22 protein-coding genes are annotated in these 25,736 nt (G+C 34.9%); 7 read left to right on the forward strand and 15 right to left on the reverse strand.

The features are described 5' to 3' along the window. Window positions 1–7 precede the first annotated feature (7 nt). Window positions 8–1,159, forward strand: coding sequence for a metallophosphoesterase (locus tag EDF66_RS05745; protein ID WP_132841193.1), 1,152 nt, complete (start codon window positions 8–10; stop codon window positions 1,157–1,159). Between the two features lie 61 nt (window positions 1,160–1,220). Here the strand turns inward: EDF66_RS05745 and EDF66_RS05750 are convergent, their stop codons facing one another. Then, window positions 1,221–2,432 (reverse strand): FG-GAP repeat domain-containing protein, encoded by a 1,212-nt coding sequence (locus EDF66_RS05750; RefSeq protein WP_165902376.1) that lies wholly within the window; start codon window positions 2,430–2,432, stop codon window positions 1,221–1,223. Window positions 2,433–2,636: 204 nt separating this feature from the next. Between EDF66_RS05750 and mnmD the strand changes: the two genes are divergently transcribed. Next, window positions 2,637–3,302, forward strand: coding sequence for a tRNA (5-methylaminomethyl-2-thiouridine)(34)-methyltransferase MnmD (gene mnmD, locus EDF66_RS05755; protein WP_132769087.1), 666 nt, complete (start codon window positions 2,637–2,639; stop codon window positions 3,300–3,302). Window positions 3,303–4,165: 863 nt separating this feature from the next. On the opposite strand, the gene EDF66_RS05760 is transcribed toward mnmD, so the two are convergent. Genes EDF66_RS05760 through EDF66_RS05770 form a run of 3 tightly spaced genes read right to left on the reverse strand, consistent with a single transcriptional unit; the run spans window position 4,166 to window position 7,205 of the window. After that, the gene (locus tag EDF66_RS05760; RefSeq protein WP_021190473.1) at window positions 4,166–4,663 is read right to left on the reverse strand and encodes a peptidylprolyl isomerase; all 498 of its coding nucleotides are present in this window, start codon (window positions 4,661–4,663) and stop codon (window positions 4,166–4,168) included. 30 nt (window positions 4,664–4,693) lie between these two features. Further along, entirely contained in the window at window positions 4,694–6,697 is a 2,004-nt protein-coding gene (locus EDF66_RS05765) for a thioredoxin domain-containing protein (RefSeq protein WP_132841197.1), read from the reverse strand. Window positions 6,698–6,719: 22 nt separating this feature from the next. Next, window positions 6,720–7,205 carry a SixA phosphatase family protein gene (locus EDF66_RS05770; RefSeq protein WP_021192343.1) on the reverse strand — a complete coding sequence of 162 codons (486 nt, stop codon included), beginning with the start codon at window positions 7,203–7,205 and terminating at the stop codon, window positions 6,720–6,722. Between the two features lie 315 nt (window positions 7,206–7,520). On the opposite strand from EDF66_RS05770, the gene EDF66_RS05775 reads away from it, so the two are divergent. The 5 genes from EDF66_RS05775 (at window position 7,521) to EDF66_RS05795 (ending at window position 13,874) form a co-directional block, all read left to right on the forward strand. Then, entirely contained in the window at window positions 7,521–8,753 is a 1,233-nt protein-coding gene (locus EDF66_RS05775; protein WP_132841199.1) for a hypothetical protein, read from the forward strand. Between the two features lie 70 nt (window positions 8,754–8,823). Further along, a complete protein-coding gene (locus EDF66_RS05780) occupies window positions 8,824–9,858 on the forward strand; it encodes a glycosyltransferase (protein ID WP_132841201.1) in 1,035 nt (344 codons plus the stop codon). Next, window positions 9,855–11,105 (forward strand): glycosyltransferase, encoded by a 1,251-nt coding sequence (locus EDF66_RS05785; RefSeq protein WP_132841203.1) that lies wholly within the window; start codon window positions 9,855–9,857, stop codon window positions 11,103–11,105. The genes EDF66_RS05780 and EDF66_RS05785 overlap by 4 nt, the downstream gene beginning before the upstream one ends. 10 nt (window positions 11,106–11,115) lie before the next feature. Further along, complete coding sequence (locus tag EDF66_RS05790) at window positions 11,116–12,273, forward strand: glycosyltransferase (protein WP_132841205.1); 1,158 nt, start codon at window positions 11,116–11,118, stop codon at window positions 12,271–12,273. A gap of 557 nt (window positions 12,274–12,830) precedes the next feature. Then, complete coding sequence (locus EDF66_RS05795; RefSeq protein ID WP_207898480.1) at window positions 12,831–13,874, forward strand: glycosyltransferase family 4 protein; 1,044 nt, start codon at window positions 12,831–12,833, stop codon at window positions 13,872–13,874. 62 nt (window positions 13,875–13,936) lie between these two features. Here EDF66_RS05795 and EDF66_RS05800 read toward each other — a convergent pair whose 3' ends face one another. The 11 genes from EDF66_RS05800 to EDF66_RS05850 all read right to left on the reverse strand — a co-directional run bounded on the left by EDF66_RS05800 (window position 13,937) and on the right by EDF66_RS05850 (window position 25,734). Continuing rightward, on the reverse strand, window positions 13,937–15,025 hold the full coding sequence (locus tag EDF66_RS05800) for a glycosyltransferase (protein ID WP_132841208.1): 1,089 nt from the start codon (window positions 15,023–15,025) through the stop codon (window positions 13,937–13,939). After that, a complete protein-coding gene (locus tag EDF66_RS05805; protein WP_132841210.1) occupies window positions 15,022–16,140 on the reverse strand; it encodes a glycosyltransferase family 4 protein in 1,119 nt (372 codons plus the stop codon). The genes EDF66_RS05800 and EDF66_RS05805 overlap by 4 nt, the downstream gene beginning before the upstream one ends. Next, window positions 16,140–17,387 carry a glycosyltransferase family 4 protein gene (locus EDF66_RS05810; protein ID WP_132841212.1) on the reverse strand — a complete coding sequence of 416 codons (1,248 nt, stop codon included), beginning with the start codon at window positions 17,385–17,387 and terminating at the stop codon, window positions 16,140–16,142. The genes EDF66_RS05805 and EDF66_RS05810 overlap by 1 nt, the downstream gene beginning before the upstream one ends. Then, window positions 17,388–18,413, reverse strand: a complete 1,026-nt coding sequence (locus tag EDF66_RS05815; protein WP_165902377.1) for a glycosyltransferase family 9 protein — start codon at window positions 18,411–18,413, stop codon at window positions 17,388–17,390. Continuing rightward, window positions 18,413–19,018 carry a DUF4254 domain-containing protein gene (locus EDF66_RS05820; protein WP_132841216.1) on the reverse strand — a complete coding sequence of 202 codons (606 nt, stop codon included), beginning with the start codon at window positions 19,016–19,018 and terminating at the stop codon, window positions 18,413–18,415. Before EDF66_RS05820 ends, EDF66_RS05815 begins: the two co-directional genes overlap by 1 nt. Window positions 19,019–19,175: 157 nt before the next feature. Continuing rightward, entirely contained in the window at window positions 19,176–20,666 is a 1,491-nt protein-coding gene (locus EDF66_RS05825) for an NADH-quinone oxidoreductase subunit N (protein ID WP_132841218.1), read from the reverse strand. A gap of 4 nt (window positions 20,667–20,670) precedes the next feature. After that, the gene (locus tag EDF66_RS05830; RefSeq protein ID WP_132841220.1) at window positions 20,671–22,272 is read right to left on the reverse strand and encodes a NuoM family protein; all 1,602 of its coding nucleotides are present in this window, start codon (window positions 22,270–22,272) and stop codon (window positions 20,671–20,673) included. Between the two features lie 3 nt (window positions 22,273–22,275). Beyond that, window positions 22,276–24,318, reverse strand: coding sequence for an NADH-quinone oxidoreductase subunit L (locus EDF66_RS05835; RefSeq protein WP_132841222.1), 2,043 nt, complete (start codon window positions 24,316–24,318; stop codon window positions 22,276–22,278). A 2-nt stretch (window positions 24,319–24,320) separates the two neighbouring features. After that, on the reverse strand, window positions 24,321–24,626 hold the full coding sequence (gene nuoK, locus EDF66_RS05840) for an NADH-quinone oxidoreductase subunit NuoK (protein WP_132769058.1): 306 nt from the start codon (window positions 24,624–24,626) through the stop codon (window positions 24,321–24,323). Continuing rightward, window positions 24,623–25,171, reverse strand: coding sequence for an NADH-quinone oxidoreductase subunit J (locus EDF66_RS05845; protein ID WP_132841224.1), 549 nt, complete (start codon window positions 25,169–25,171; stop codon window positions 24,623–24,625). The genes nuoK and EDF66_RS05845 overlap by 4 nt, the downstream gene beginning before the upstream one ends. Further along, on the reverse strand, window positions 25,171–25,734 hold the full coding sequence (locus EDF66_RS05850; protein WP_132769054.1) for a 4Fe-4S binding protein: 564 nt from the start codon (window positions 25,732–25,734) through the stop codon (window positions 25,171–25,173). The genes EDF66_RS05845 and EDF66_RS05850 overlap by 1 nt, the downstream gene beginning before the upstream one ends. Window positions 25,735–25,736: the final 2 nt, after the last annotated feature.

The raw sequence follows: 25,736 nt of genomic DNA on the forward strand, positions 1-25,736 counted from the left end.
ATATATTATGATGTATAATAGCATTAAATTTTTTTTAAAAACGAGTTATACTGATCCTAGGAGGATCAGTATAACTTGTGCTTTGACAGCGGTATTTATTCTTTTTCAGATTGCCGATACACATAGTCAAACGACATTGGGAAATAACGATGGCCCCTATTTCTTTTATGAAAATGGAGGAACGAAGCTTGTGCGTGTCGAGAATGGTGATATTCGAAGTGAAGTGCCGGTCAATTCATCATTTAAAGTAATGACAGAAGATGGTGAACATCAATTTGAAATAAAGCTACACCCGCATAATACACCTAGCTGGAATTCTCCAAAAAGTAATAAGATGCTTGTTTTGTCAGACCCTCACGGCGATTTTCAATCTTTTTATGCTATTCTAAAAGCGCAGAAAGTAATAGGAAGTAATTATCAATGGACTTTTGGAAAAAATAACCTTGTCATTATCGGAGATGTATTTGATCGCGGTAAAGACGTATTACCCATCTTTTGGTTAATCTATAAATTGGAAAACGAGGCTGAAAAAGCTGGCGGTAAGGTGCACTTCCTTTTGGGCAATCATGAAGAAATGATCTTACGAGGTAATTATAAATACACCCAAGATAAGTATAAAATGCTTGCTGACGCTATTGGAAAAGATTATCGTGATTTCTGGTCATTAGATACTGAATTAGGAAAATGGCTACAAAGTAAAAATACGATGGAGAAGATAGGGGATCATCTTTTTGTACATGCAGGACTTAGTCATACCATGCTAGATCCACAATGGACAATACCTGCAGTAAATGATTCTGTTCGTTTTTATTTGTTTCAAACCAAAGAAGAGAGACATAAGTCGCGTGCAGGTACTTTTCTATTTGGTAGTGAAGGACCTTTGTGGTATCGCGGCATGGTTCGTCAAGAAGAAAAGTATCACCCTTTAAGCGAAGCAGATTTAGAAAAAATACTGCAGATTTACAGTGCAAAAAGAATATATCTTGGACATACAATTTTTCCAGAAGTTACCTCTTTTTATAAAGGTCGCGTTGTTGCTGTAAATGTGAATAATGAAGCAAATAGATTAGGAGGCAAAAGTCGTGGATTACTTATTGAAGGAAATAAGACCAGCATCATTTATGATGATGTAAAGAAGAATAAGATATTAGCACAATAAAGTACTATTGTTTTATAAATGAATGTTTAGGCTGGGACTTTCCCAGCCTATTTGTTAAAATTTATTTTTGACCTAATAACAGACGAACCTGAGAGCCCCATCCGCCGATCACCATATCAGCTATTCCATCAGCATTGACATCGCCAACTGCAATACCCCAGCTTCTACCACGTGTAATTTCAGGGATTGTTTTGTCAGTAACAAAAGAAAAGTGACCCTTTCCATCGTTTCTTAAAGCTTGCACTTGCATCTCTTCAAAAGGAGGAATCTTGATTGCACTCAGTATAATGTCTAAGTGTCCGTCATGATCAAAATCAATTGCAGTAGCCGCATACGTAGAAAATGTTTGTTCTGGCATTCTAGATTCTGTTTCATCTACAAAACGACGGTCGCCCTGATTTATAAACAATCGGGCTCTGGGATCTTTATCTTTTGCGCCCCCATTACTTGTTAGATTGGCGAAAAGTATATCGGGTTTCCCATCGCCATTTGCATCAAATACAATCACCTCGCGCGTGTGTAAGGGGACCATGAGCGGTAATCCTGCGGTATGTTCTATGAAATTTCCTTTCCCATCATTAAATAATAAGCGATTTGGCGGAGTTTCGTTACCAATAATCATATCCATGTGACCATCAGCATCCAAATCTGCAAATTTGATGGATTGAGTTTGATCTTCAACCTGTGGAAGTGAAATTGAAGTATGGTCTAAAAAATAACCAGGTCGTTTAGCATCATTTATCCATAAAAAATTTTGTGGTGATTTACCCGAATTGCCGATAACAATATCCATAAGGCCATCTCCGTTGACATCTGCTATGTCTAGGCCGTTAGCTTCGCTTTTGCCTAATATTCGATCGGATACATCGATAAATGTGCCATCACCTTTACCTAAATAATACTCATGGTTCTGATCATCCTCAGCCACAAAAATAAAGTCTATAAAACCATCTTTATTAAAATCTGCCGCCCTTACATGCTCGGTATCATGCGGTTTATTAGCAAAAACACCTTTCTTCCAAGAAAACTTACCACTTCCATCATTAAGGTATAATCTGTTGGGTTCAGATTCTAGAGCCAGTACAAGATCAAGATCTCCATCAGCATCAACATCGATAAGGATTACATCCAAAGCATGGGCTTTTGCATCTTGTGGAATATTTGTTAACGTCACATCATTAAAATATTTCTGTTGAGCCACACTGCATTGCGTAGACCCAAACAATAAGCATATGCTCATATAACTTAGTGACTGTTGGATGTAATTTTTCATAATCATTTTGTTTACAAGATGTTAATATATAAATAATTATTCATTTTTAATGAAAGGTTTTTAAATTTTCTTGATAAGAACAAACAATTTTATGAGGTATTGTTTTTTTACTTTAAATAACCTCAATGAAATATAAAGACTGATTATATGGATATCCATAGCAATTAAGTTCATTTTATTCTATTTTTGTTATATATGCGTGAAATGGAATTTGTAACAACAGGAGATGGTTCAAAAACATTGTTTAATGAACAAATAGGAGAGTGCTACCACTCCAAACATGGAGCTGTTCAAGAAAGTAAACATGTTTTTATTCAGACAGGACTTGATTATTACATTCAGAAACACTCCTTAAAGGATATCACTATTTTGGAAGTAGGTTTTGGAACAGGCTTAAACTTTACGCAAACGCTCGCTTATACATCTGGTAAAGAAATTTCGGTAGATTATGTAGGTATAGAAGGCTATCCATTGTCACTGGAGGTTATTCAGCAAATTGGTTATGATGCATTCGTTTCTGAAGAAAACTGGAATAATTATATATCAGGATATAAACAAGCTCTAAATGAAACTACGCAAATTGATTCAAATACGAATTTATATATCGATCATACCTTATTGATGGATTTTGGTTCAGATAAAACTTTTGATTTGGTATACTTTGATGCCTTTGCTGCTATTCATCAACCCGAAATGTGGTCAGATGAGGCTTTGGCCCATGTTGCAAAATTTGTAAAACCAGGAGGTGTTTTTGTTACCTATGCTATTACCGGCAATCTCAAAAGAAGCATGAAAGCACTAGGATTTACGATCGAAAAAGCACCGGGAGCACCAGGGAAGAGAGAGATGTTACGGGCGACAAAGGTTTAAGGCAATGATTCATAATAGTAGGTTGTGAATATGAAAGTTACAACAATATGATTATAAAGACAATTCTTAAAAAATAGGATTTAGCTAAAGTTTTTTAAGCTCAAAAGTTATAGGTTTGTGAGTTGGGCGATTCGGTGCAGTTAGGCCACAGATAGGAAGATGTTTTCCGTATTCTTCTTTCATTTTGTCCTTGGGGTCTCGATCATTTCAAGTCAAGAATATGGACCAAGTAACTGTCATGACCATTTTATGGTTTGGAGACAATTAAGAGTCAGACTACTTTGAAATGAATAAGAAGGATATGTAGTATTTGCGGTAGTTATACTAGAGAACACGCTATGGAGGCTATGAGTTACGCTTCATTTTAGAGTTATTGCAAAATAAGAGCGTGGTTTCGCATTATGGCGGAAGGCTTTCAACAAAGGAAAAAACGATTCCGCCACAGGGGTAAATGAAACAGACAGGTGGCGAAACGAGTTTGCCACGTAAGGAAATGGCAGGGATAGGCGACGACAGGATTTTGTCACTTGGGGAAATGATGCATGCAACCTACGACAAGATTCTATAACCTGTGAAATGATGCAGTCATAGGACAAAACGATTCTGCCACGTGGGGAAATGAAACATACAGTGGTCAATACGATTCCGCCACGTGCGGAAATGTCATATACTGGCGACGAAATGAGGCCGCCATAGTGCGAAATCGATGAAAAATTACCCTTTCTCTTCTCGCTGAAGTTATTAACCAACAGTCAGAACTGTTAGCTCCTTTCTGAAATTAGACAACACGTTATAATTACTACAAATAAAAACGGATGCTGGTTTGAACCAACATCCGTCTCTTATAAATATTTTGGTCAGAATTAGTGACCTTGAGTACCATCTACACCGTGAGAGTGACCATGAGATAACTCTTCTTCAGTTGCAGGACGTACATTTAAAATTTCGATTTCGAAATGTAATGATTTACCAGCCATTGGGTGGTTTAAGTCTGCAACTACAACTTCAGGAGTTACTTCTACAACTACTGCACGGAATTGGTTACCTTGGTTATCTTGTAAAGGGATAACTTCACCTACTGGAGGTAGACCAGTTTCTTTGAACATATCTGCTGGTAATTGGGCAACAGCACGCTCGTCTTTTTCGCCATAAGCATCTTCTGCAGATAATTCAAATGCAGTAGTGTCACCAACATTTAAGCCAGCGATGTTTTCTTCAAATTTAGGAAGCATCATGCCTACACCGTATAAGAAGTCTAAAGGATTTTCTGTTGTTGTTTCTTCTACGAATACTTTTTCGCCGTTTTCGATTGTGTGAAGTTTGTAAGTTAACGCTACTACGTCATTAGTTACTATTGCCATTTGTTTTGATTTTTGGGATATCCCCCGTTATTATTCTATTATTTTTATAAGTTCTGCAATTGTATTCTGTGGCAGACTGCATGTTTTATTTCGACAAAGGTATGCTTTTGAATTTAAACCCTGTCTATTTAATAACAATGGCAGACTGCTTTTTGTTCCACCCAATACAATTTTATTCGGAATGTAATAATGATCTAGCTCCTTACGAAATGCATGTGCATCTTCTCCAGTTAGCGCAATCTCATTGCAACCATACAATTCTTCTAACAATAATATTGCCCAATTTGAATATGCAGAACCATATGTCTTGATTTGTGGGAATACATTGGCAAATAACTGATCTGAAATTGCTGTATACTCCTCATTGTCAGTTAGTAGCCCTATTTTTTTTAATTGATGACAAATTGCTGATGTAGATGACGGAATGACATTATCCATGACTTCACTTTTTCGGGCAATTAATTTTTCTGCGCTCGATGCACTGTAGTAAAACGTTTTTTCGTTGCTATCATAAAATAATTCGATTGTTTTATCGAGTAAAGAGGTTGCTATTTGTAACCATTTTTCTTCAAAAGTAGCTTCGTAAAGTGCTGTAAATGCAGTGATCGTAAAAGCGTAATCATCTAAAAAACCGGGGATACTGCGATTTGAATCTTGTGGCTGATGTAACATACTGAAATCGCCGGCAATCAATTCACTCTTCAGAAATTCAGCATTCAGTAAAGCCAGCTCTAAGTATTCCTTTTTATCAAAGATGCGGTATGCATCAATCAGCCCCTTTAGTAGTAACGCGTTCCATGTTGCTAATTGTTTGTGGTCAAGTCCAGGATGAATACGATTTTTTCTGTAGTCAAATAGTTTCTTCTTTATTGACTGTAGATAAATTTCCCATTCTTCTGTGTTGTAGCCAGCTTCCTTAGCCATTTCATCAGCATCAATGTCACAAATCAATATATTAGTTTTTTCTTCTTCCCAGTTACCTTCAACAGTAATGTTGTAATAAGCTATAAATAAATCAGCATCTTCACCTAACACCGTTTTAATTTCGGCGATGTCAAATGTGTAGAATTTTCCCTCGACGCCTTCACTATCGGCATCTAAAGCTGCATAAAAGCCATTGTTCGGAGCTAACATTTCGCGTTGCGCCCAAGCAATTGTCTCTTCAACGACACGTTTATATAAAGGATGGGGTTGCTGTTGATAAGCTTCTGCATACAGGGAAATGAGTTGGCCATTGTCGTACAGCATTTTTTCAAAATGTGGGACATGCCATTCACTATCGACTGAATAGCGCGCAAAGCCACCTCCGATGTGGTCGTAAATACCTCCAGAAGCAATTTTTTGGAGCGTAAAATGAACATGGCTTAGTGTTTCAGTATCCTGCGCTAAAACAGCGTAACGCAATAAGAATAACCAGTTGTTAGGAAGCGAAAATTTTGGACTGCGATGGTAGCCACCGTCCCTTGGATCAAATAATTCTTTCCAGGGTTTTATAATATCTTCTAAATCTTCAAACTTATATTGCTCCGGTATTGCATTTATAGGTAATCGCTCACTCTGTTGAATGCCTTTTGTCAATTTGTCAGCATATTCCATTGCTACAGCAGGTTGTTCCTCCCACATGCGGGCAATCTGAATTAAAATATTCTGCCAATCATGAGCTTTGAAATAAGTACCACCGTATATGGGTCTACCGTCAGGTAAACAGATGCAGTTTAATGGCCATCCACCAGCATTTGTCATCAACTGTACCGCAGTCATATAGACCTGATCAATATCTGGACGCTCTTCTCTGTCTATTTTGATCGGAACATAAAACTTATTCATGGTCTGTGCGATCACATCATTTTCAAAGCTTTCGCGTTCCATCACATGACACCAGTGACAGGCAGAGTAGCCGATACTGATGATGATCAATTTATTTTCTTCCTGTGCTTTTTTTAATGCTTCTTCCCCCCATGGCATCCAGTGAACCGGATTATGCGCATGTTGTTTCAAATAAGGAGAATTTTCAAATTGCAATTGATTTGCCATAACCCGAAGGTACAAAAATGAATTATACTATGGTATTTAAAAGCGTAGCAGTATTGGATGTTAGGGTATTAAAATCAAAACCTTCATCAAGAATCAGATGTACAACTTGCGATGTTGATAAAGGGACAGATTCATTACTCACATATTCAATAAAATCTGATAAACCAGGGTTGTGGCCAAATATAAATAGTGTATGAATATGTGGTGGAACTTGGTTAATTAGTTTAAGAATATCCAAATAAGTAGCCTCATATAGCTGATCTTCTTTAATTAAAGCAATCTGAGGATATTTAATTGCTTTAATGAATATCTCTGCTGTTTCAGATGCTCTAATTGCAGAAGAGGAAATACAGAGCGTAGTAGAATCCGCTTGCATCTGTAGAGCAAGCTGATGGGAAACACGTTGTGCTCTTTCTATGCCTTTGTCTAATAATATACGGTCAAAATCTTTCTTAGAAAATGACTGTTCAGCCTTGGCATGACGGACGATATAGAGATTTTTAGACATATTCTGAAGTTATCCATATAAATATAAATAAAATCGATTTATTTATTTCAAAGATTAGGAAAGTTTAACATTAAATTAATGAAAACCACTGATTATCAGAAATAGCTTTAGGCTTTTAAAATATGATGATGTGTAAATTTTTTAGTTCTGTCCATATGAATAAATTAATGTACAATTTTACCGGTAAATCGTTCGAGATGTTGTAAAATTTAATATTAATAATATACTTTTGGACATTGAAAAAAATTGCGATAAGTAGGCTGTACTAAGTTGCTTATTATTGAATTTTTAATTAATCTTTTTGGTTTCAATTTTATGTTTAAAAGTATATTAACAGCTTTATGTCTGTTAAATTTATTGTTATCATGTAGCCGTTCTGATGAAAGTATATACGCAGAAGATGTTGATAGTATTGATTTAAAAGCTAAACCTTTAGATTCTGTCACATTTGATGATGAGAAAGGACTTATTAATATCCATACTACGGCAAATGCTAATTTTTTAGGTTTTAATGATACAAGATTTTTGCTAAATATTGCAAATGATAATCATAGTTATTGTCATCCCGATGTGCTGTATTTTCCTACCGGTTTGAATGGTTTTAAATATTGGATGGTATTTACTCCTTACTTTGGTGCGGTAGGAACAAATCAAAATTCTAAGCGTTTTGAAAACCCAAGTATTGTTGTATCTAACGACGGGATCAATTGGACAAATCCTCCCAATTTAATAAACCCTATTACTGCTGCTCCAAATCCGAATGAAAGCATCAAGGAAAATAATCAAGATCCAAAACAAGGATTTTGGTCAGATGTTGATTGGCTCTATGTAAATAATAAATTTTATTTATACTACCGAGCAAGTTTTATTTCTGCATCAGCACTAAGAAAGAAAGTCGAGAAAAATAATGAAAATTTTAAGAAGTTAGAAGCTAATGCCCAAAGAACAATAGTCCGACAAACTTCCGGAGATGGGGTGAACTGGTCTCCAATGAGCATAGCTTTTACAAGTAACCCTCCGTTTTCTCCCCGCAATAACCATGTTTTATCTCCATCTTTTATTTATGATGGAAGTAAATTTATGAGTTATGAAATTGAGTTAAATATGGGTAAAAGAAGTTTTAGAGGAAATAATCCTTCTTATGTAATCCGTAGAACCTCTAGTGACGGACTAAATTTTGATCAGTTTAAACAAAGTAAAATAGTAAATTTTCTAAATAAGCCTTGGTTAAAACTAAATGCTGCATATTCACCATGGCATATTCAGGCAACTTATGTTGATGGATATTATTTTCTATGTATAGCTATTGGAGATGTTAAAAAATACACATCCGAAGCACTCTATGTAGCCTATTCTAAAGATGGTATTAACTACCAGGTTTTTCCAAAAGCTATCCTTGAACAGAATGCCTACCGATCGGCAATTTTCCCAATGAAGACAGATGAGAAAATTATTCAGATGGGGGCCATGATCGCTACAAAATCAGGAGAATTTAGATATAGGGAATTTACACTTAGTAAAGAAAAGATTGATAACTGTTGGAAATAATTTTATCATTTGCCTATTTCTATTCGTTACCTTTACAAGCTATTTGCTAGTAAAGTAATAAAATGTTTTTATGCAGTCAGATAAATTATTGATATCCGTAATAATACCAATTTATAATCAAGAATTATTTCTTGAAGAATCAATTCAAAGTGTTTTAAAACAAAGTTATCCCTTTGTAGAATTAATATTGGTCAATGATGGTAGTACAGATAGGTCGTTAGATATCTGCATAAAGTATAGTAGTCAATATGGTAATGTACGCTATATAGAGCAGGTAAACTCAGGTGTATCTGTAGCACGGAATAGAGGACTACAAGAATCTACCGGAGCTTATGTGTTTTTTTTAGACGGAGATGATACCATTGCTACAGAATTTTTAGAAGAAGCACTTACAATAGCACTAAATAATGAAAGTGATTTTGTAGCGATAGGAGAAGATTACTGTTTTCGCTCGCGCCATATGATGGCTCTACCTACCTGTGCTATGTTTTTAAAAACAGATTTTCTAAAAAAACATCCTGATATTAACTTTCCTATTGGCATTCAACCCTGTGAAGATGGATTGTTTTCGCATCAATTATTAGCATTAACAGACAAAGTTAGTCTGTATCCAGAAGGAAAATATCATTACCGACAGCATGATTTTCAAAATCACATTATCATCAATCAAAATACATCAAAGGTATTAGCTCAGATTCCTCAATGGTTGAATCTATTAAAAGAATTTTATACAAGGAACAATTTCTATAAGTCACACGCGCTACATTTAGCATTATTTATTGAACATGAACCTTTTGAACTGCGTTATATAAGAATGCCGTTTGATGATGAGCAAAGAATGCAATTATTCGATTTAATAAAAGTTTTTATGCATGAAAAGGTTCTCCCAAACCTAAATACTGACGAGAAGGCAGAACTAAGTGTACCGTTTCTTTACTTCTTAGAATCTAAAGACTTAAAAAGCTTTGATACTTTTTATATTGACTATAAACGGAAGAAAACAAAAAAGTTTAAAACGCAGCTTTTTTTATTAAAATTTATACCATTATCTAAATTTAGAAGAAGTTTACGAAAGAAATTCAGTAGAAAGTTTCATCAGTTATGAAGATATTATTCGTTCAGCATTTATATTTTATTAACGGAACAGGTGGTACAGAAAAAATCTGTTCATTTCTTGCAAATAGTTTTGTTAAGAACGGTCATCAGGTTGAAATTGCTACGAATGAGCATGTTTCCGGAAAGGCCGTTTTTAAATTAGACGACCAAGTTACTGTAACAAATATTTATGATGCGTCTGTTCATCAAAAAGAGCTGATTCCGATTGTCAACTATATAGGAAGGAATCCATTTCTTTGGTTCGTCCATAAAATAAGGAAGAAGTATGCCAAAGCATATAATACGCTTTTAAAAAAGAGCATGAATGGTGAAGAGAATTTATTTATCTATAATCTAGCAAATCGGGCAAAAGCATGGAAGAATTATATTGATCAGGTACAACCTGATCTTATTATTACAATGTCAATAGGTTCATTGCTTGAGATCACTTATCGAAATAATTTAAATGTTCCAATTATTGATTCTGTAAATGGAAGACCAGATTATGATTTCACAAATATTTTTGGCGGAAGGAAACCATTTGAAGTAAAATTATTAGAAGAATCTTTTCAAAATTTATCAGGAATTCAAATACTTTTTGATAGCTATCGTAACTATTTACCGTCAAGCTTTAAGGGAGATGTGGTCGTAATTCCTAATCCAGTTTCAAAAAATCTATATCAAGTAGACCATTTTAAAAGTAAAGATCGTTATAAAATCATTCATATAGCAAGATTGGATACAGGTTGCAAGCAACAACATCTGGCAATAGATTGCTTCTCAAAACTATCAAATAAATATATGAATTGGGATTTTGAATTATGGGGTATAGGTCCAGATTGGAATAGACTGGAGAAGCAGATTTCAGACCTTAAGATGAAGGATAGAATTTTTTTGAAAGGTTTTACTGAAAGTCCTATTGTAAAAATGAGTGAAGCTGATGTATTTATATTTCCAAGTAAATATGAAGGTTTCGGATTAGCATTAGTTGAGGCTATGTCGGTAGGTCTTCCATGTCTAGGTTTTAAAAGTTGCTCTGGAGTAAATGAGTTGATAAAACATCAAGAAACAGGATTTCTTGCAGAAGACATGGACGAAATGACATCTCAATTAGATAAACTTATGGGAGATGCCCACCTACGAGATCACTTAGGTACAAATGCAAAAAAAGCTGTAGAAGTTTTTAGTGAAAGTAAAGTATTACATGATTGGAATGAATTTGTAACTAAAATAGAAAGCTTATTCAAGCAGAATTGAGGGTTGTTTTATGTCAAAAAAGAAAGTTTTATATTATATGCCGGATAATCCCTTAAAAGGAAAAGGAGGAAATTTAACCAGGTGCAATCAAATGTTATCCTATTTCCAAAAGAATAGTGATTTACTAGATGTGCACTTTATATCTTCTATTGATTGGGATAACGAAAGTAAAGAAGAATTTCATTTAAAATATCCTGACATACAATTGAAAATATTTCTTTTTAATCTGCCCAAATCAAATATTTTAAAATATTTAATAAAGGACAAAATTCCGAAGAAAATTTCCAGAGCTATAAGAAGAAACCCCCTGGATTCCAGCACTCCTTATTTTAGAAATAAATTTAAGAAAGACATTCAGGAGAATAACTATGATATTGTAGTGATAAGCTATTCTACTTGGGGAAATGTGATTGAAAATATTCATGGTCCTTATTTTATTATAGATACACATGATTTTATGGCACTGCAATATAAAATTAGATACGAAGGTCATAAAAAAATAAATATTGGGAAACTTTTTGGAAATGAAATGAGTATACTCAAAAAGTTCAATGAAATATGGACATATTCCATTGAAGAGCAGTATATTTTTGAACAATTTACAAATAGAAAAATTACACTGATGCCAGTTTCTTTTCCAACAGTTCATCTGAATGAAAAGAGAACGATCAAGTATGATGTTCTGTATGTTGCAAGTGCTAATCCTCATAATGTAAATAGTTTCAAGTGGTTTTTAGATAAAGTTTTCCCCCTATTAGAAAATGTAAATATTTATATCGTTGGAAAGATTTGCAATTTTATTGAAGACAGTCCTAATATCATTAAATTGGGCATTGTGGATGATCTGGATGCGATATATCAAAATACACGAATTTGTATCTGTCCTATGATTACGGGTACAGGAGTTAAAATAAAAGTACTAGAATCCTTGTCTTATGGGTTGCCTATAGTAACAACGCGGCGTGGAGTAGATGGCTTGATTAATAAATCTCAAAATGGCTGTATGGTTAGTGATGATCCACTAAGCTTTGCAAATAATATCAAACAATTATTAAACGACCAACAGCTTTATTCAAAAACGTGTGCAGAAGCATTGTCTTATTTTTCTCAAAATTATCATGAAGATAAAGAGGATAAGATACTTAATGATCTGTTTATTCCGAGTTAGTAATTTTTATTTCTTTATGTTAAGGAAAAAATAGTAGAAAAATTTTGTGATAGCACGATTGAAGTAGAAGGGTAAGCCTTTGATTATTAGTTGTTAAAAATTCTATGTAAAATAAAAGTTACTTTTATTTTACATAGAATTGACAGAATTGCTATCTTAGCTGAGAATTCTTTTGCCATAGAAGTAATGATGCGTTTTTAATAATTGATTAATATCATGAGTTTTATCTTAAGGGTGAGGCTCTATTCTAAATATAAAATAAGTATTATAAAGAGTGTTGTTAAATATGGTTTTATCACTTCATGAAAAAGATATGTAAATCTTTTAAGATATGTGTTACGTTTCGGTAACAATTACCGTTATTATGTAGTATAGTGTAATCATTTTGAGATAGAAAAAAATAAATATTCTTTTGCTCAGGGCTAGTTTTAAGTATCATAGGCTAAATGTGATAATATTTATGATTACTTATTCGTTTGTTTGCTAGAGAAAATACTATTAATTGAAAATCTGACATTTAGTCAATGAGTCATAGAATTATATTTGATACTGAAAGAATGAAACACAAGCATACAGGCTTGTATTTCTTTTGTAAACATTTGGGATCCGCATTATTGGAAAATCGTTCAACCGATGCTGATCTGTTATTTTACTCTCCAGACCCGCTTTCTCAAGAATTTGGTAGTGAGGTTACATATGTTCAGCAAAAATCCCTTCATAAATTTTGGATGCCAAATTTTGATGATATTTCTTTGTGGCATTCTACCTATCAATTAAGCTCTTATTTTCCAAGGAAAGGTAAAAAGACTAAGATCATCTCGACCATTCATGACCTTAATTTTCTTAAAGAAGGTAAAACTCCTGATAAAGAGAAGTTCTATTTAAAAAAACTGCAGGCTAATTTGGATAAAGCAGATTGCATTGTTGCTATTTCTAATTATGTTAAAAATGATTTAGAAGAATATTGTGATTTAAAAGGCAAGTCTGTACAGGTGGTATATAATGGAAATAATATTGATCATAAAATTGTTAGTAATTTTCAAGTAGAAAATCCTTTGAACAAAGGTGAAAGACAGTTTTTATTTACTATTGGTACTGTAAATAAAAAGAAAAATTTTCATGTTTTGCCATATTTGTTAGTTGGAAATGACCTACAGTTGGTGATCAGTGGTGTATTAGATGAAGTTGGATATGATCAGTATATATTAAGTATAGCCAAAGAATTAGGCGTATTGGACCGCGTTGTGATCACAGGACCTATTACAGAAGAAGTAAAATATCAATATCTAAGTAACTGTGCCATGTTTGTCTTCCCTTCAATTGCAGAAGGATTTGGTCTGCCAGTTATAGAAGCCATGTCATTTGGTAAAAAAGTCCTGTTGTCTAAATACACCTGCTTGCCTGAAATAGGAGGTTCAGAAGCTTTTTTCTTAGATTCAACGGAGAAGGATTATATGATGAATTTTGGAAAATCTCATATCATGAATTTGATTAACTCTCAAGATAGAAGTACTGAAATAAAAAATTGGTCCAGGAAATTTTCATGGGATATGGCAGCAAAAAGATATTGGAATCTTTATGAACAAGTTTTAAATAAGTAAACCAAGTTTCTTCCTGTGTTTTTTTGAAATATTTAGATCTTTAAGTAAAAGTAGACAAGGAACTAGCCTTTCAAAATATAATCTTCGAGGTTTTTGTAGATTATATTTTTATCAAAAGACTCTAGGATAAATTTCCGACCTGATATACCCATTTCTTTTCGAAGCTTAATGTCTTGAAGTTTTTTGATTTTCTCCACCATTTGTGGAATACTATTTACTTCCGTTAAAAAGCCAGAGATGTTATCCTTTACTAATTCAGGATTGCTACTACTGTTAAAAGCTATAATAGGCTTTTCTGCTAGAGAAGCCTCTGCTAGTACATATCCAAAACCTTCCCATAGTGAACTTAATATAAAAATATCAATATCAACTAAAAAGCTCCTCGGGGAATCTGTGAATCCTAGAAAATGAACATTCTTATCTGTCCCCTTTTCTATATTATAAGTTTTTAATTCGCTTTCCAGTTCACCTTTTCCTGTAATGTAAATCTGATGTTTAATCTGTAGTCGGGTTAATTCTAAAGAGAGATCGATTAAAAACTTCTGATTCTTTTGTGGAGCAAGTCTTGCTAGATTTCCTATAATTAATGCATCATCTTTGCGATCGGGAACTATTTTTTTATAAACTAATTGATCAAATTTTTGAAAATCGATAGGGTTATAAATTACTCTAATTTTTTCTTTTGGAAACAGTTGAGGATTATTTGCTAATATCGTTTCTCGAGTTGCATAGGAATTTGCTAGTACATCAGTGATATAGTTTCCAAAAATACGCTGATTTAGAAATGTATTTTTGATAGGAATAGCAGATCCCCTTCGGTATATAATACGAGGAACTCCTGCACTATGAGCAGCGTAAGCGGCAATTTTTAAATCTCTCGGATTATTGATTAATACGACTTCAATCTGTAACTTTTCAAATGTCGAAGTCAAATAGCACCTCTTTACCGGATTTAGAAAACTAAGATTAGTTAAATGGACTTCAATATATGTGATTGCAGGGAATGCAAGTAGCTTTGTTTTTAATTTACTGTTCTTTGATCCAAAAAAATAAACATCATGACCAAGCTTTGCAAAATGTACTGCAGACTCAAAATGCCATTTTTCACCTCCGCCCCACGTCTCTATCGAATTAAAAAAACCTATTCTCATTTACTAATTTTTTTGTAAAGCTTCATCCATTGAGCAGCCAAGATTTCATCATTAAACTGCTGCGCATATGCTAATCCTTCTTGACGCATTTCTTCCTGTTTTTCCTGAGAATTCAGGATGGCATCAATACTAATCGTTAATTGATCTATATCATTCGGATCAATATAGTGGGAAAATGGTCCTCCAGCTTCAGGAAAAACGCCAGAATTTGTTGTAATAACAGGGGTTCCACTATATAATGCCTCAATGATAGGTATTCCAAAACCTTCGAAAATTGAAGGGTAAACAAATATCTTAGCAATGCTATAGAGAACCGATAATTCATTCATTGTCAATCCTTGTAAAAAGATTACGCGATTTTCCATATTATGAGCCGCCACGAACGATTTTATTTCCTTTGTATAAGCTGTCTGTTTACCAACTATTACCAAAGGAATATCTTTATCTTTAATTGCTTGGACAATTGAAAATGCATTTTTTCGAGGCTCGATCGTGCCTACATTCAATATGAATTCCTGAGGAAGACCCAACTTCTTAATTAAGGTTTGCTTTTCCTGTTCCGATTTGACCGATTTAAATGAATCGTTGCATCCTTGATAAATGACTTTAACTTTCTCTTCAGGAATGTTAAAAAAATGAATAATATCTAATTTGGTCTGCTCACTAATCGCTACAATTTGATCTGCGTGTTCGCACGCATATTTAAATTTTTTATGATACAGAGTGCGATCTATTTTTTTATAAAGTTCAGGATAACGAATAAAAATCAGGTCATGTATTGTTACGACCGATGTAATTGATGTTTTGTCCAAACCGATTGGAATTTCTCCAGAAAGGCCATGATAAATATCAATTTTGTCTCTTTTCAAATCATTAACAATACGATTCGTGCGCCAATTACTCGTTAAGATTTTGTTAAGAATACCAGAAGGACGTCTAATGACACTATTGGGTACAAGATTACTATATTGGGGTATTCCGGTTTGCGGTGTATACAATAGGAATTCCTGTTCAGGATAATTCGAACGTAATATGCGGATCAAATCACGGCTATAGTTTCCTAAACCCGTATAGTTATTAAAAAAACGTTTTGCATCAAACCCTATTTTTGACATTACAATCTTTTTAATTTAAATTTTTCAATCACAGCAAGTAGTTTATCAATAATCACATCCCATTGATAATTTTCAGATACATATTTTATGCCAGCACGACCTTTTTCCTCCATTAAAGAAGGGTTTTCAATATGCTCTAATAAAATTTTGTGTAGGTTATTTTCTGATTTATAGCAAATTAAAGCGCCATTACTTTTAGCTTCATGTTCGATCATTACATTACATTTCTTGTTGGCAATGACCATTTTCCCTAAAGATAAAGCCTCAAGTGCAATTAAAGAAAGACTTTCATATATGGACGGATTGACAACAGCAAAAGAGTTCATGATTAAAGCTGTCTTTTCAGATTCAGTAACAAAACCCGTATAAATAATATCTGGATGTTCTACCTTAGGCATAAATAGATCACCCGTTAGAACTAACTTTAGATCTGTATTGTACTTATTTTTGAATGCTAGAAAATAATCAAGAAAATTATTCAATTTTCCTTCGACAATACGTCCACAGAAAAGTAGATATTGCTTAGGAAAATGATCTTTTACTTTTTCAATTTCTTCTTTGCTTGCTGAAGTAATGTCTACACCAACAGAGACAACATCGTTCGGCGCTAGTTTATGCTGAAAGATTTTCTGACACATTTTTCGTTCAGTATCGGTATTAAATGCGATATAACCCACTTTTGTGAATAAATGAGAGTTAATAGAACGAAAAAGCATGCTTTCTAAATGTGCTGTTGGTATCAGAATAGTCTTTTCTGGCGCAATAAAATCTCCCAATTGTGTAAGAGCATTTTCATAGGTGATGAATATTAGCGCATCATATTCATCTTTATGTTCTTTAAGATAGTTGAGTAAATTATCTGAATAAAAGCCATAATTTTTCATGAGCTTATATTCAACATCTTTTTGATAGTTCCAGATGGGAAAAATAGGAAATATAATATTGGATAAATTTAAACGATAAATCAATCGTCTAATTTTACTTGCCTTTTTCGATTTTTTTTGTAATTGTTCGTAGTACGTTCTGTTAAAAGGATTATTATCGAAACGTCTGATTTTGACTCCGTTCAATTCATAAGTCCCTTCTTTTACTTCAGGAATAAATGTTGTATAATCTTTTACCGTAGTTGTTAATACTTCCACATCGTATTGACCTGCAATTCTTTCAGCTAACATTCTACAATGAAATTCAGCACCACCAGTTACATCCAAGCCATAACGTACGGTAATGAAACCGATTTTTCCCATTTATATTAGCTGTTTTATTTTGTTAATAATCATTTCCGAAGAGACTAAATCAATTGCTTCCTTACCATCACAATCACAGGGCTTATTCCCATATATTGAATTTGGTCTATTCGGATGTTCTACCTGAACACAATCTTCTATGGATTGTCCATAACCAAGAAATCCCGCAAAAGGGTGGGTAGCACCCCACACGGACAAGCAACGAACACCCATCAAAGAAGCCATATGCATACCTGAAGAATCCATACTGATCATTAAGTCTAAATTAGAAATAATAGCAAGTTCTTCTTTAAGATTGAAACGACCAATTGTACTGTGGACACTGGGATATAGTGCTTGCCATTTTTCAGCTTGTGCTTGTTCCAATTTCCCTCCGCCAAATATGAATATGTCAAAGTTGTTCTGGGATAAGAAAGCAATTACTTCCTGCATTTTTGGAAGAGGAAAGACTTTATAGGAGTGTTGTGCAAATGGGGCGATTCCAATTTTTCTGCTTTCATCATCCGAAAATAAAGCATGTGCTAAGTTGGGTAATGCCAACTTAGTAGGCTCTAATTTATTCTGCAATATAAATTTAAAACCAAGATCACGAAATACATCGGCATAACGTTCAACAGTCGGTTTTAACGGTTTCAAAACCTTATTTTGAAATCGGGTAAGTGCTTTTTTTTCTTTTCGGCCTTTGTCCAATTGCTTGACCACAAGTCCCGATATCTTAAAAAGAACTGCTAAAATTCGAGATCTTAAATTAAAATGTAGATCAGCAACTGCATCGGCACCATAAGAAGTTAATTCTCTTTTTAGGTTCACAATACCTTTTAAACCCTTATGTTGTTCTTTGGGATTAAAAGGATGGAACTGTACATTCGGAATACCTTCAAAAAAAGCCTTAAAAGGTGGACGGGTTACCATAATAATCATTACAGCAGGGTACTGTTGCACAAATTCCTTCAAGACTGAAGCAACCATGGCAACATCTCCCATGGCAGAGAAGCGCGTAACAATTATTTTGGATGGTAAAGACATTATTTTGATGCTTGATACAATACAGGATTTAAACTCGGATCGTTATACATTTTCATCTGTTTATAGACTTTCATGTATTTTTTTCCAGCTTGGATATCAGAAAGCAATTCATCAATACTCTGAGAGAGATCAACACGTTGTTCTAAAAGAATATTCAATTTAATTTGACAAGCATCGATATGGCCCTGTGCTACATCATTACGTAAAGTCTCTTGCTCCATATGATAGATTTTTAAAGCTAGTATTGACAATCTGTCAATTGCCCAAGCAGGACTTTCCGTGTTGATTTTAGCATCTTCGTTTGGAGTAACATCTTGGAATTTCAATAGATAGTAGCTGTCTATATATTCCACAGTATCTGTACGATGCTGATTGGATTCATCGATCCTTCTTTTCCAGTATAAACCTACCTTAGGGTCGATTTCAGGATTTCTGACCACATCTTCCATATGCCATTGTACGGTATCAATCCAACATTTCATATACAGTAAATGTTCCAATGATGACGACTCAAAAGGATTTTGAACAACTTGATCAATTTCGTTTTCAACGTGATAATCTGCGATTGCACGTTGAAAAATAGTGTTAGCTAATGCACTTATCATAGTACAAACTTAGATAAATTTGTTTTATTTACAATCTTAATTGCGTCATATCTAAAACAAATTTATTTGCCAGAATCTGTTTTAGGAAATGCTGTTAGGGTATTAGCCGCTAGACCCGAAAAGAACTTCTTAATTGATGAAAGAATAATTAGGAAGCCTATTTTAATAAATCTAAAAGCAGACTTGGATATATTCCGAGGAGTACAACCAAAATACTGATCGAAACAGCTATAAGAACTAAAAATCTGTTGAACTTTGGTAACGCTATAGCCGTGTCATTATCTCTTAAAAATGCAAGTAGTGGAATTTTAAAATAAAAGAATAACGAGATCACAGAAGTTAAGGCTCCTACAATAAGTAGGAATAATAAAGGTATTTCATTTAACGTCTGATACTGTTCAAATACCTTAGAAAATACGAGAAGTTTTCCGATAAATCCCGCAGTAGGAGGGAGTCCGATTAGTGAGATCAACAGAATAGAGAAGCTCACAAATATCACCGGGTATTTTTTACCCAAACCTTTATAAGATTCAATAGTGGTACTTTCAAGACCTTGTTCCAGTTGATCAATAAATAAAAAGACTGCGATATTCATCAAAGCATAGATTGCCAGATAAAATAATAGAACATCAGGATCGTTGTCAATATAAACAAGAGCCACCATCAAGAGTATACCAGTATGACCAATAGAAGAATAGGCCATCATTCTTTTAATATCTTTTTGCTTTAATGCGGCTAGATTTCCAATAAGCATTGTAGCGATTGCAATGATTATGATAACGGAGATTAAGAACTCTGAGTAGAAGAAAGGGCTAGCAGTCCAGCTCGCCAGTAAACGCGATAACAGAACCAGTGCTCCAATTTTTGGTACTGTTGATAGATAGGCAGTTATCGGGGTCGGAGCACCTTGATAAACATCAGGACTCCACACATGAAAAGGGGCAAAGCTTAATTTAAAACCAATTCCGGTTAGTAAAAACAGAAATGCAATACAGGTCATGACTTTTGGAGCTTCAATAAGTCCCTGGATATGTTGCTGGCTATCAAAATTTAAGTTTCCCGTGAAACCGTAAATAAGTGATAGACCATACAGCATGACCGCCGCACAGATGGAACCAAATAAAACATATTTCATTGCCGCTTCAGCCTCAAATTTCGTTTTAGAGAAATATCCGACCATGACGTAAGAGCTGATCGATAAAGTTTCAATCGCTATAAAAATCAGCAACCAGTTGCTGCTTATCGTTAATAAGTGCAGTCCTAGTGTAGCTGTGAGCAATACTGCATAAAGATCACCAATAGGACGGATCTGATTTGAAAAACGTTGCTGGATGAATACAGCTATAAGTATAGTTGATAGCGATAAGATGATTCGGGATAAAATAGATAATTTATCAATTTTGATCATCTCAAAAAATCCAGATTCACCAGTAAGTAGGCTATTCTGATCAAAAAGGAAATATAAACTAAGTAATAAACCGATTATGGTAATAGCAAATGAACTCTGTTTCCAAATTCGGTCTATAAATAAACTGCAAAATATACTGCATACAAAAGCAATCATGAGTGCAAGTTCCGGCTTGAATAAAGGGATACTTACTATGATATGGTCTAAAATTGACGAAATTGATGAAGCAAATGCGGCCATGTTTTTAGTTATACTGTTGAATAAAGGAAACCAAATTGATGACAGAAGCATTCATTTGGTCGAATATAATAAAAGGACATATTCCTAAAAGTAAAGCAAGTGCTAAAGTGGGGAACAAGATTAGCTGTTCCCTAACGGAAAGATCGACTAGGGCCTGTTGCCAAGAATCTCCACCTTTTAATCTTGTTTCTCCAAAAAACATTCTTTGTAATGTCCATAATAGATAGGCCGCACTCATTAGAATTCCAACAGATCCAGCTATAGCCATCCATCTTGGGAGACCAGTACCTAAACTTGCCGAATTAAATGTTCCGATAATTACAAATGCCTCTGCAATAAATGCAGAGAAACCAGGTAAACCTAAAGAAGCAAAAAATGCAATAGCTATATATGCCGTATATTTAGGCATAATACTGGCCAATCCTCTAAAATGTGGAATGTAACGGTCATGTACACGGTCGTAGATAACACCGACCAAGAAAAATAAGGCTGCAGATAGAAAACCATGACTAATCATCTGAAACATTGCTCCAGAAATACCCTCTGCAGTAAAAGAAGCTAAGCCCAAGAGCACAAATCCCATATGGGATACAGAAGAATAAGCAATCATTCGTTTCAAATCTTTTTGTGCTAATGCATTAAAGGCACCATATAAGATCGAAATCACCCCGATAAGACCCAGCCACCAGTTACTAGTGGCTGCAGCATCAGGGAAGATGCTGAAACAAACGCGGATGATACCGTATCCCCCAATCTTTAATAAGATACCCGCTAGGATAATAGAAACTGGTGTCGGAGCTTCCACGTGCGCATCAGGCAGCCAGGTATGTAGCGGGACAATAGGAACTTTAATAGCAAAAGCAAAGAAAAGTACGATAAATCCAATCAGACGGGCTGATATACCAAAAATCTCCTGATAACCATCCAGTGCAAAAATAGAACCTTGTACATAATTGTCCGGATTCATCATATGGATCATACTAAAAGTATGAGCACCTGTAACAGGATTGATCACCGAGAAGTAAAGGCCTACTATGACCAAGAGCATGAAAACAGAACCGAATAATGTATAAATGAAAAACTTCATGGCAGCATATTCTCTTCGCTCGCCACCCCAGATTCCGATGAGGAAGTACAAAGGGAGTAACATCACCTCATAAAATAAATAGAATAAGAAGAAGTCTAAAGCACAGAATATACCGATGACTGCCATATTCAAAAGCATAAGTAAGGCAAAATAACCTTTCATACTTTTCTGGATATTCCAGGAAGCACCAATTGCCATCAACATCACAAATGCGCTTAAAACCAATAAAGGCATAGAAATCCCATCTACCCCGAGCAGGTAGTCAATCTCCAGTTTACCAATAGTTCCAAGATCTAAGCGGATCCACGGCAGTTGCTCTACCAATTGATATCCTTCAAGTGTATTGATACCTGTTGCCGTTGGATTAAACGAGAAGTAGGCCATTCCTGCCAGTAGAAACTGAATAGCAGTTATAGCAAGGGCAATATATTTATAAGCATCCTTGAATCGACTAGGAAGTGCTAGTATAATCGCTGTCGCTAGTAGAGGTAAAAAGATTAATAAGGATAGTGTAGGCATTTTCTAACGTAATAAAAGATAAATTAAACCAACTATAACAAGTAAGAATACAGAATATAAATAAGTCTGTAGTCTCCCATTTTGCGGTGAACGCACAAAAGTTCCTAACAGAAGAGCGAATTTTCCAATAGCATTAACTATACCGTCAACAATATGTTTGTCAAGCCAATGACTCAAATGCGCGAGCTGCTGGATCAATTTTGTTAAGCTGTGTATAAAACCATCAACAATATTTCGATCTAACCAATAGGAAAGAGCACTTAATTTCAAAATACTGTTGACAATAATTGTTTCATTAAATGAATTCATATATCCCTGATGCAAGGATAACCGGTTTGCAAGACTATTTTCATTCAGTGGATATTGACCTTTTGCATACCATTTCCATCCTAATATCCACACCGATAATGCACCGACTGTTAATAATACAGGAATAACCAGATGGGCAAGATGATTTGCTTCGTAAGGGTAATCGACCAGTAATCCATCCATTATCCACGAGTCATGATAAGAAATTGGATTGATCGAAAATAGAGGAAAGAAACAGCATATGCCCAGGAAATACATTGGCCAAAGCATAAGCTTAGGCGATTCACTCAAATGTATAGATGATCCCAATAGATTTTTGATACGCAGTTCCGAAAAGAAGGCCTTAAAAATTAGACGTCCAATATAAAATGAAGTCATAATACTGACGATAATCAATGTCACTGGCACGATCTGAAACAAAGCTCCTTTTGTTGATGCCCATTCGAATGCAGAAATAATGATACTATCTTTTGATAAATAGCCCGAAGTCAACGGAAAACCCGCAAGTGCCAAGGAAGCTACTGTCATCAGTACAAATGTTTGTGGCATATAGTGACGAAGTCCACCCATATTGCGCAGATCCTGTGGGTCGAAATCATGCTTGCTATGCGCTTTCAGATGTGCCATTTCATGGATAACAGCCCCAGCACATAAGAATAATAAACACTTAAAAAAAGCATGTGTCAATAAATGAAACATGGCCGCATCCCAGGTGCCGATACCTATTCCCACCATCATATAACCCAATTGGGAAATTGTCGAAAAAGCAAGTATTTTTTTGATGTCATATTGTCCCAAAGCAAAATATGCAGCAGTAGTAGCAGTGATGGTACCGATGATAGCAATAGTCAAAAGGACTGTTTCGTTAAATAAAGGAAATAAAGTACTCATTAAAAATACACCGGCAGCCACCATGGTCGCAGCATGTATTAAAGATGAAACAGATGTAGGCCCCTCCATAGCATCAGGCAACCAGACATGTAATGGAAATTGGGCTGATTTTGCCATCGCCCCTAAGAAAAATGCAAGGCCAGTAATCGTCAACCAGATCGCATCCATACTATTGTGTGGAGATATCCATAGGCCGTTTTCAATACTAGTATTAGCGATAAGTCCATCATTTCCAAATAGATTGACAAGATTGAGGGATCCAAATTGAGCGTAGACAATCGCTATGCCGATCAAGAAGCCCAGATCACCGATTCGGTTGACTAAAAAAGCCTTCTTATTTGCTTGCACGGCAGCATCCTTCGTATACCAGAATCCAATTAATAGATAAGATGCAAACCCGACAAGTTCCCAGAACACATACATAAGCAGTAAATTGTTCATGATGACAAGCCCGAGCATTGCGAAGCAAAATAGACTGAGATACATCCAATAACGATGTATGCCGGTATCATCGTGCATATATGATTTAGAATAAATATGCACCGGAACCGCTATTGTCGAAACTAACAGTAGCATCAAAGAGCTGAGGTTATTCAGCAATAGACCAACTGTAAAAGTGGTATTTCCTATTGTAAACCATCTGATCTCAGATGATAAAGGCATCGCGTTCCAGACATCCAGAAAGGTAATTAAACTAAAGATGAAGCTTAAAATAATCGCCGCTGTACCAACAAGGCCAGATTGATCTTTTTTACCAACAACAGCCTGATATAGAAAAGCCAGCAAAGGCATTGCCAAAGCAAACAATGCTGTATTAATGGGTGATATGTCAAATAAATAGTTCAATGCTAGTCTTTTAATTCACGAATTTGATCCGGATTAATGCTTCTGTATTGTCGGTATACATTTAAAATGATGGCCAATCCAACTGCAACAGCAGCTGCTGCAAGGACAATGGCAAACAGTGCAAATATTTGACCCCCATAATTAATTTTATCATACTTTCCGAAAGCTACAAAATTGAGAATAGCCGCATTGATCATCAATTCAATGCCAACTAAAATCATAATGGCGTTCTTTTTTGCGAGAACGGCATATAGACCAATACAAAAAATACAGGCCGAGACAACTAGAAAGTGTGTTAAGGTGATCATTTTTGTAAATCCTTTCGTGAAAGATGTGATGCTCCGATCAAAGCCATCATCAAAAAGATGGAAATAACTTCAAATGGAAGCACATACTGGGTCATAAACTTAATACCTAATTGATGAATATTATTGTCTGTACTTTTGATAACCGTATTATTTTGGATAGCTGTTGCCATCCAAGCTGGGAAAGATTTTTGCCATTCCAGAATGCCAAAAATCATGACTCCAAAAAAGGCGAGAGCAACAGGTAGCACCTTCCATGTCGGTAGGGAGAATAAAGAACCTGTTGTTTGCTGTAAATCTTGCAACAGCTCTTTGTTAGAAAGCATAAATGCAAAAAGCAGTAAGATTAATACACCGCCGACATATACCATGATTTGCGTAATAGCCACAAAGTCTGCTAAAGCAAATAAGTAAAGTCCGGCCATAGCAAATAAAACAACGAAAAATAAAAATAGCGCGCGTGCTATATTTTTTAAGCTTACTACTAATAGGGCAGAACCTACAGCTAAAAGTGCAAAAGCATAAAATAAAAAAAGCTCTAAAGTCATTATTTTGATTTTGCTGCCTCCTTTTCAGCTTGAAATTTGGTCCATTCAGATTTTCTTTGCGCAACTTGATCGTCGGTCATATCCGAAAATCCATAAATCAGATCCGTTAATTTCGTTGAACTGCGGTCATATTGATTTGTCATAGTGATACATTCTGTAGGACATACAACCGTACATAATCCACAGTACATACACTTTGCCATGTCAATATCAAACTGAGCTGGGTAAAGACGTTTAACACTACCATCTGAAGTTTTTCCGATTGCTTCCGGAGATTTGATCGCTTCAATAGCGATACAATCGACAGGACAAGCCTTAGCACATAAATCACAGACAATGCAGTCGTCGATCTCAACTTCAAGCTGGTATCGCGCAACCTCAGGAATGGGCATTTTGACTTTCGGATACTGTACTGTTGCAATACCATCCTGTTTATCAAAATAATTATCTTTTGTAATATCCAGTTCTTGACGTGCCTTTCGAGCACCAAACAGATGCTTTACTGTCAAAGATAGTCCCTTGAAAGCAGTTGTTAATGCATGAAAAGCCGTTTTGAATATCATAT

Source organism: Sphingobacterium sp. JUb20, assembly GCF_004342035.1.
GTDB lineage: Bacteria > Bacteroidota > Bacteroidia > Sphingobacteriales > Sphingobacteriaceae > Sphingobacterium > Sphingobacterium anhuiense.

Excerpts from the sequence above, each read along its gene's own strand:
- EDF66_RS05745 (WP_132841193.1), top strand. The coding sequence starts at position 8 with ATGATGTATAATAGCATTAAATTTTTTTTAAAAACGAGTTATACTGAT.
- EDF66_RS05750 (WP_165902376.1), bottom strand. The coding sequence starts at position 2,432 with ATGAAAAATTACATCCAACAGTCACTAAGTTATATGAGCATATGCTTA.
- mnmD (WP_132769087.1), top strand. The coding sequence starts at position 2,637 with ATGGAATTTGTAACAACAGGAGATGGTTCAAAAACATTGTTTAATGAA.
- EDF66_RS05760 (WP_021190473.1), bottom strand. The coding sequence starts at position 4,663 with ATGGCAATAGTAACTAATGACGTAGTAGCGTTAACTTACAAACTTCAC.
- EDF66_RS05765 (WP_132841197.1), bottom strand. The coding sequence starts at position 6,697 with ATGGCAAATCAATTGCAATTTGAAAATTCTCCTTATTTGAAACAACAT.
- EDF66_RS05770 (WP_021192343.1), bottom strand. The coding sequence starts at position 7,205 with ATGTCTAAAAATCTCTATATCGTCCGTCATGCCAAGGCTGAACAGTCA.
- EDF66_RS05775 (WP_132841199.1), top strand. The coding sequence starts at position 7,521 with ATGTTTAAAAGTATATTAACAGCTTTATGTCTGTTAAATTTATTGTTA.
- EDF66_RS05780 (WP_132841201.1), top strand. The coding sequence starts at position 8,824 with ATGCAGTCAGATAAATTATTGATATCCGTAATAATACCAATTTATAAT.
- EDF66_RS05785 (WP_132841203.1), top strand. The coding sequence starts at position 9,855 with ATGAAGATATTATTCGTTCAGCATTTATATTTTATTAACGGAACAGGT.
- EDF66_RS05790 (WP_132841205.1), top strand. The coding sequence starts at position 11,116 with ATGTCAAAAAAGAAAGTTTTATATTATATGCCGGATAATCCCTTAAAA.
- EDF66_RS05795 (WP_207898480.1), top strand. The coding sequence starts at position 12,831 with ATGAAACACAAGCATACAGGCTTGTATTTCTTTTGTAAACATTTGGGA.
- EDF66_RS05800 (WP_132841208.1), bottom strand. The coding sequence starts at position 15,025 with ATGAGAATAGGTTTTTTTAATTCGATAGAGACGTGGGGCGGAGGTGAA.
- EDF66_RS05805 (WP_132841210.1), bottom strand. The coding sequence starts at position 16,140 with ATGTCAAAAATAGGGTTTGATGCAAAACGTTTTTTTAATAACTATACG.
- EDF66_RS05810 (WP_132841212.1), bottom strand. The coding sequence starts at position 17,387 with ATGGGAAAAATCGGTTTCATTACCGTACGTTATGGCTTGGATGTAACT.
- EDF66_RS05815 (WP_165902377.1), bottom strand. The coding sequence starts at position 18,413 with ATGTCTTTACCATCCAAAATAATTGTTACGCGCTTCTCTGCCATGGGA.
- EDF66_RS05820 (WP_132841216.1), bottom strand. The coding sequence starts at position 19,018 with ATGATAAGTGCATTAGCTAACACTATTTTTCAACGTGCAATCGCAGAT.
- EDF66_RS05825 (WP_132841218.1), bottom strand. The coding sequence starts at position 20,666 with ATGGCCGCATTTGCTTCATCAATTTCGTCAATTTTAGACCATATCATA.
- EDF66_RS05830 (WP_132841220.1), bottom strand. The coding sequence starts at position 22,272 with ATGCCTACACTATCCTTATTAATCTTTTTACCTCTACTAGCGACAGCG.
- nuoK (WP_132769058.1), bottom strand. The coding sequence starts at position 24,626 with ATGATCACCTTAACACACTTTCTAGTTGTCTCGGCCTGTATTTTTTGT.
- EDF66_RS05845 (WP_132841224.1), bottom strand. The coding sequence starts at position 25,171 with ATGACTTTAGAGCTTTTTTTATTTTATGCTTTTGCACTTTTAGCTGTA.
- EDF66_RS05850 (WP_132769054.1), bottom strand. The coding sequence starts at position 25,734 with ATGATATTCAAAACGGCTTTTCATGCATTAACAACTGCTTTCAAGGGA.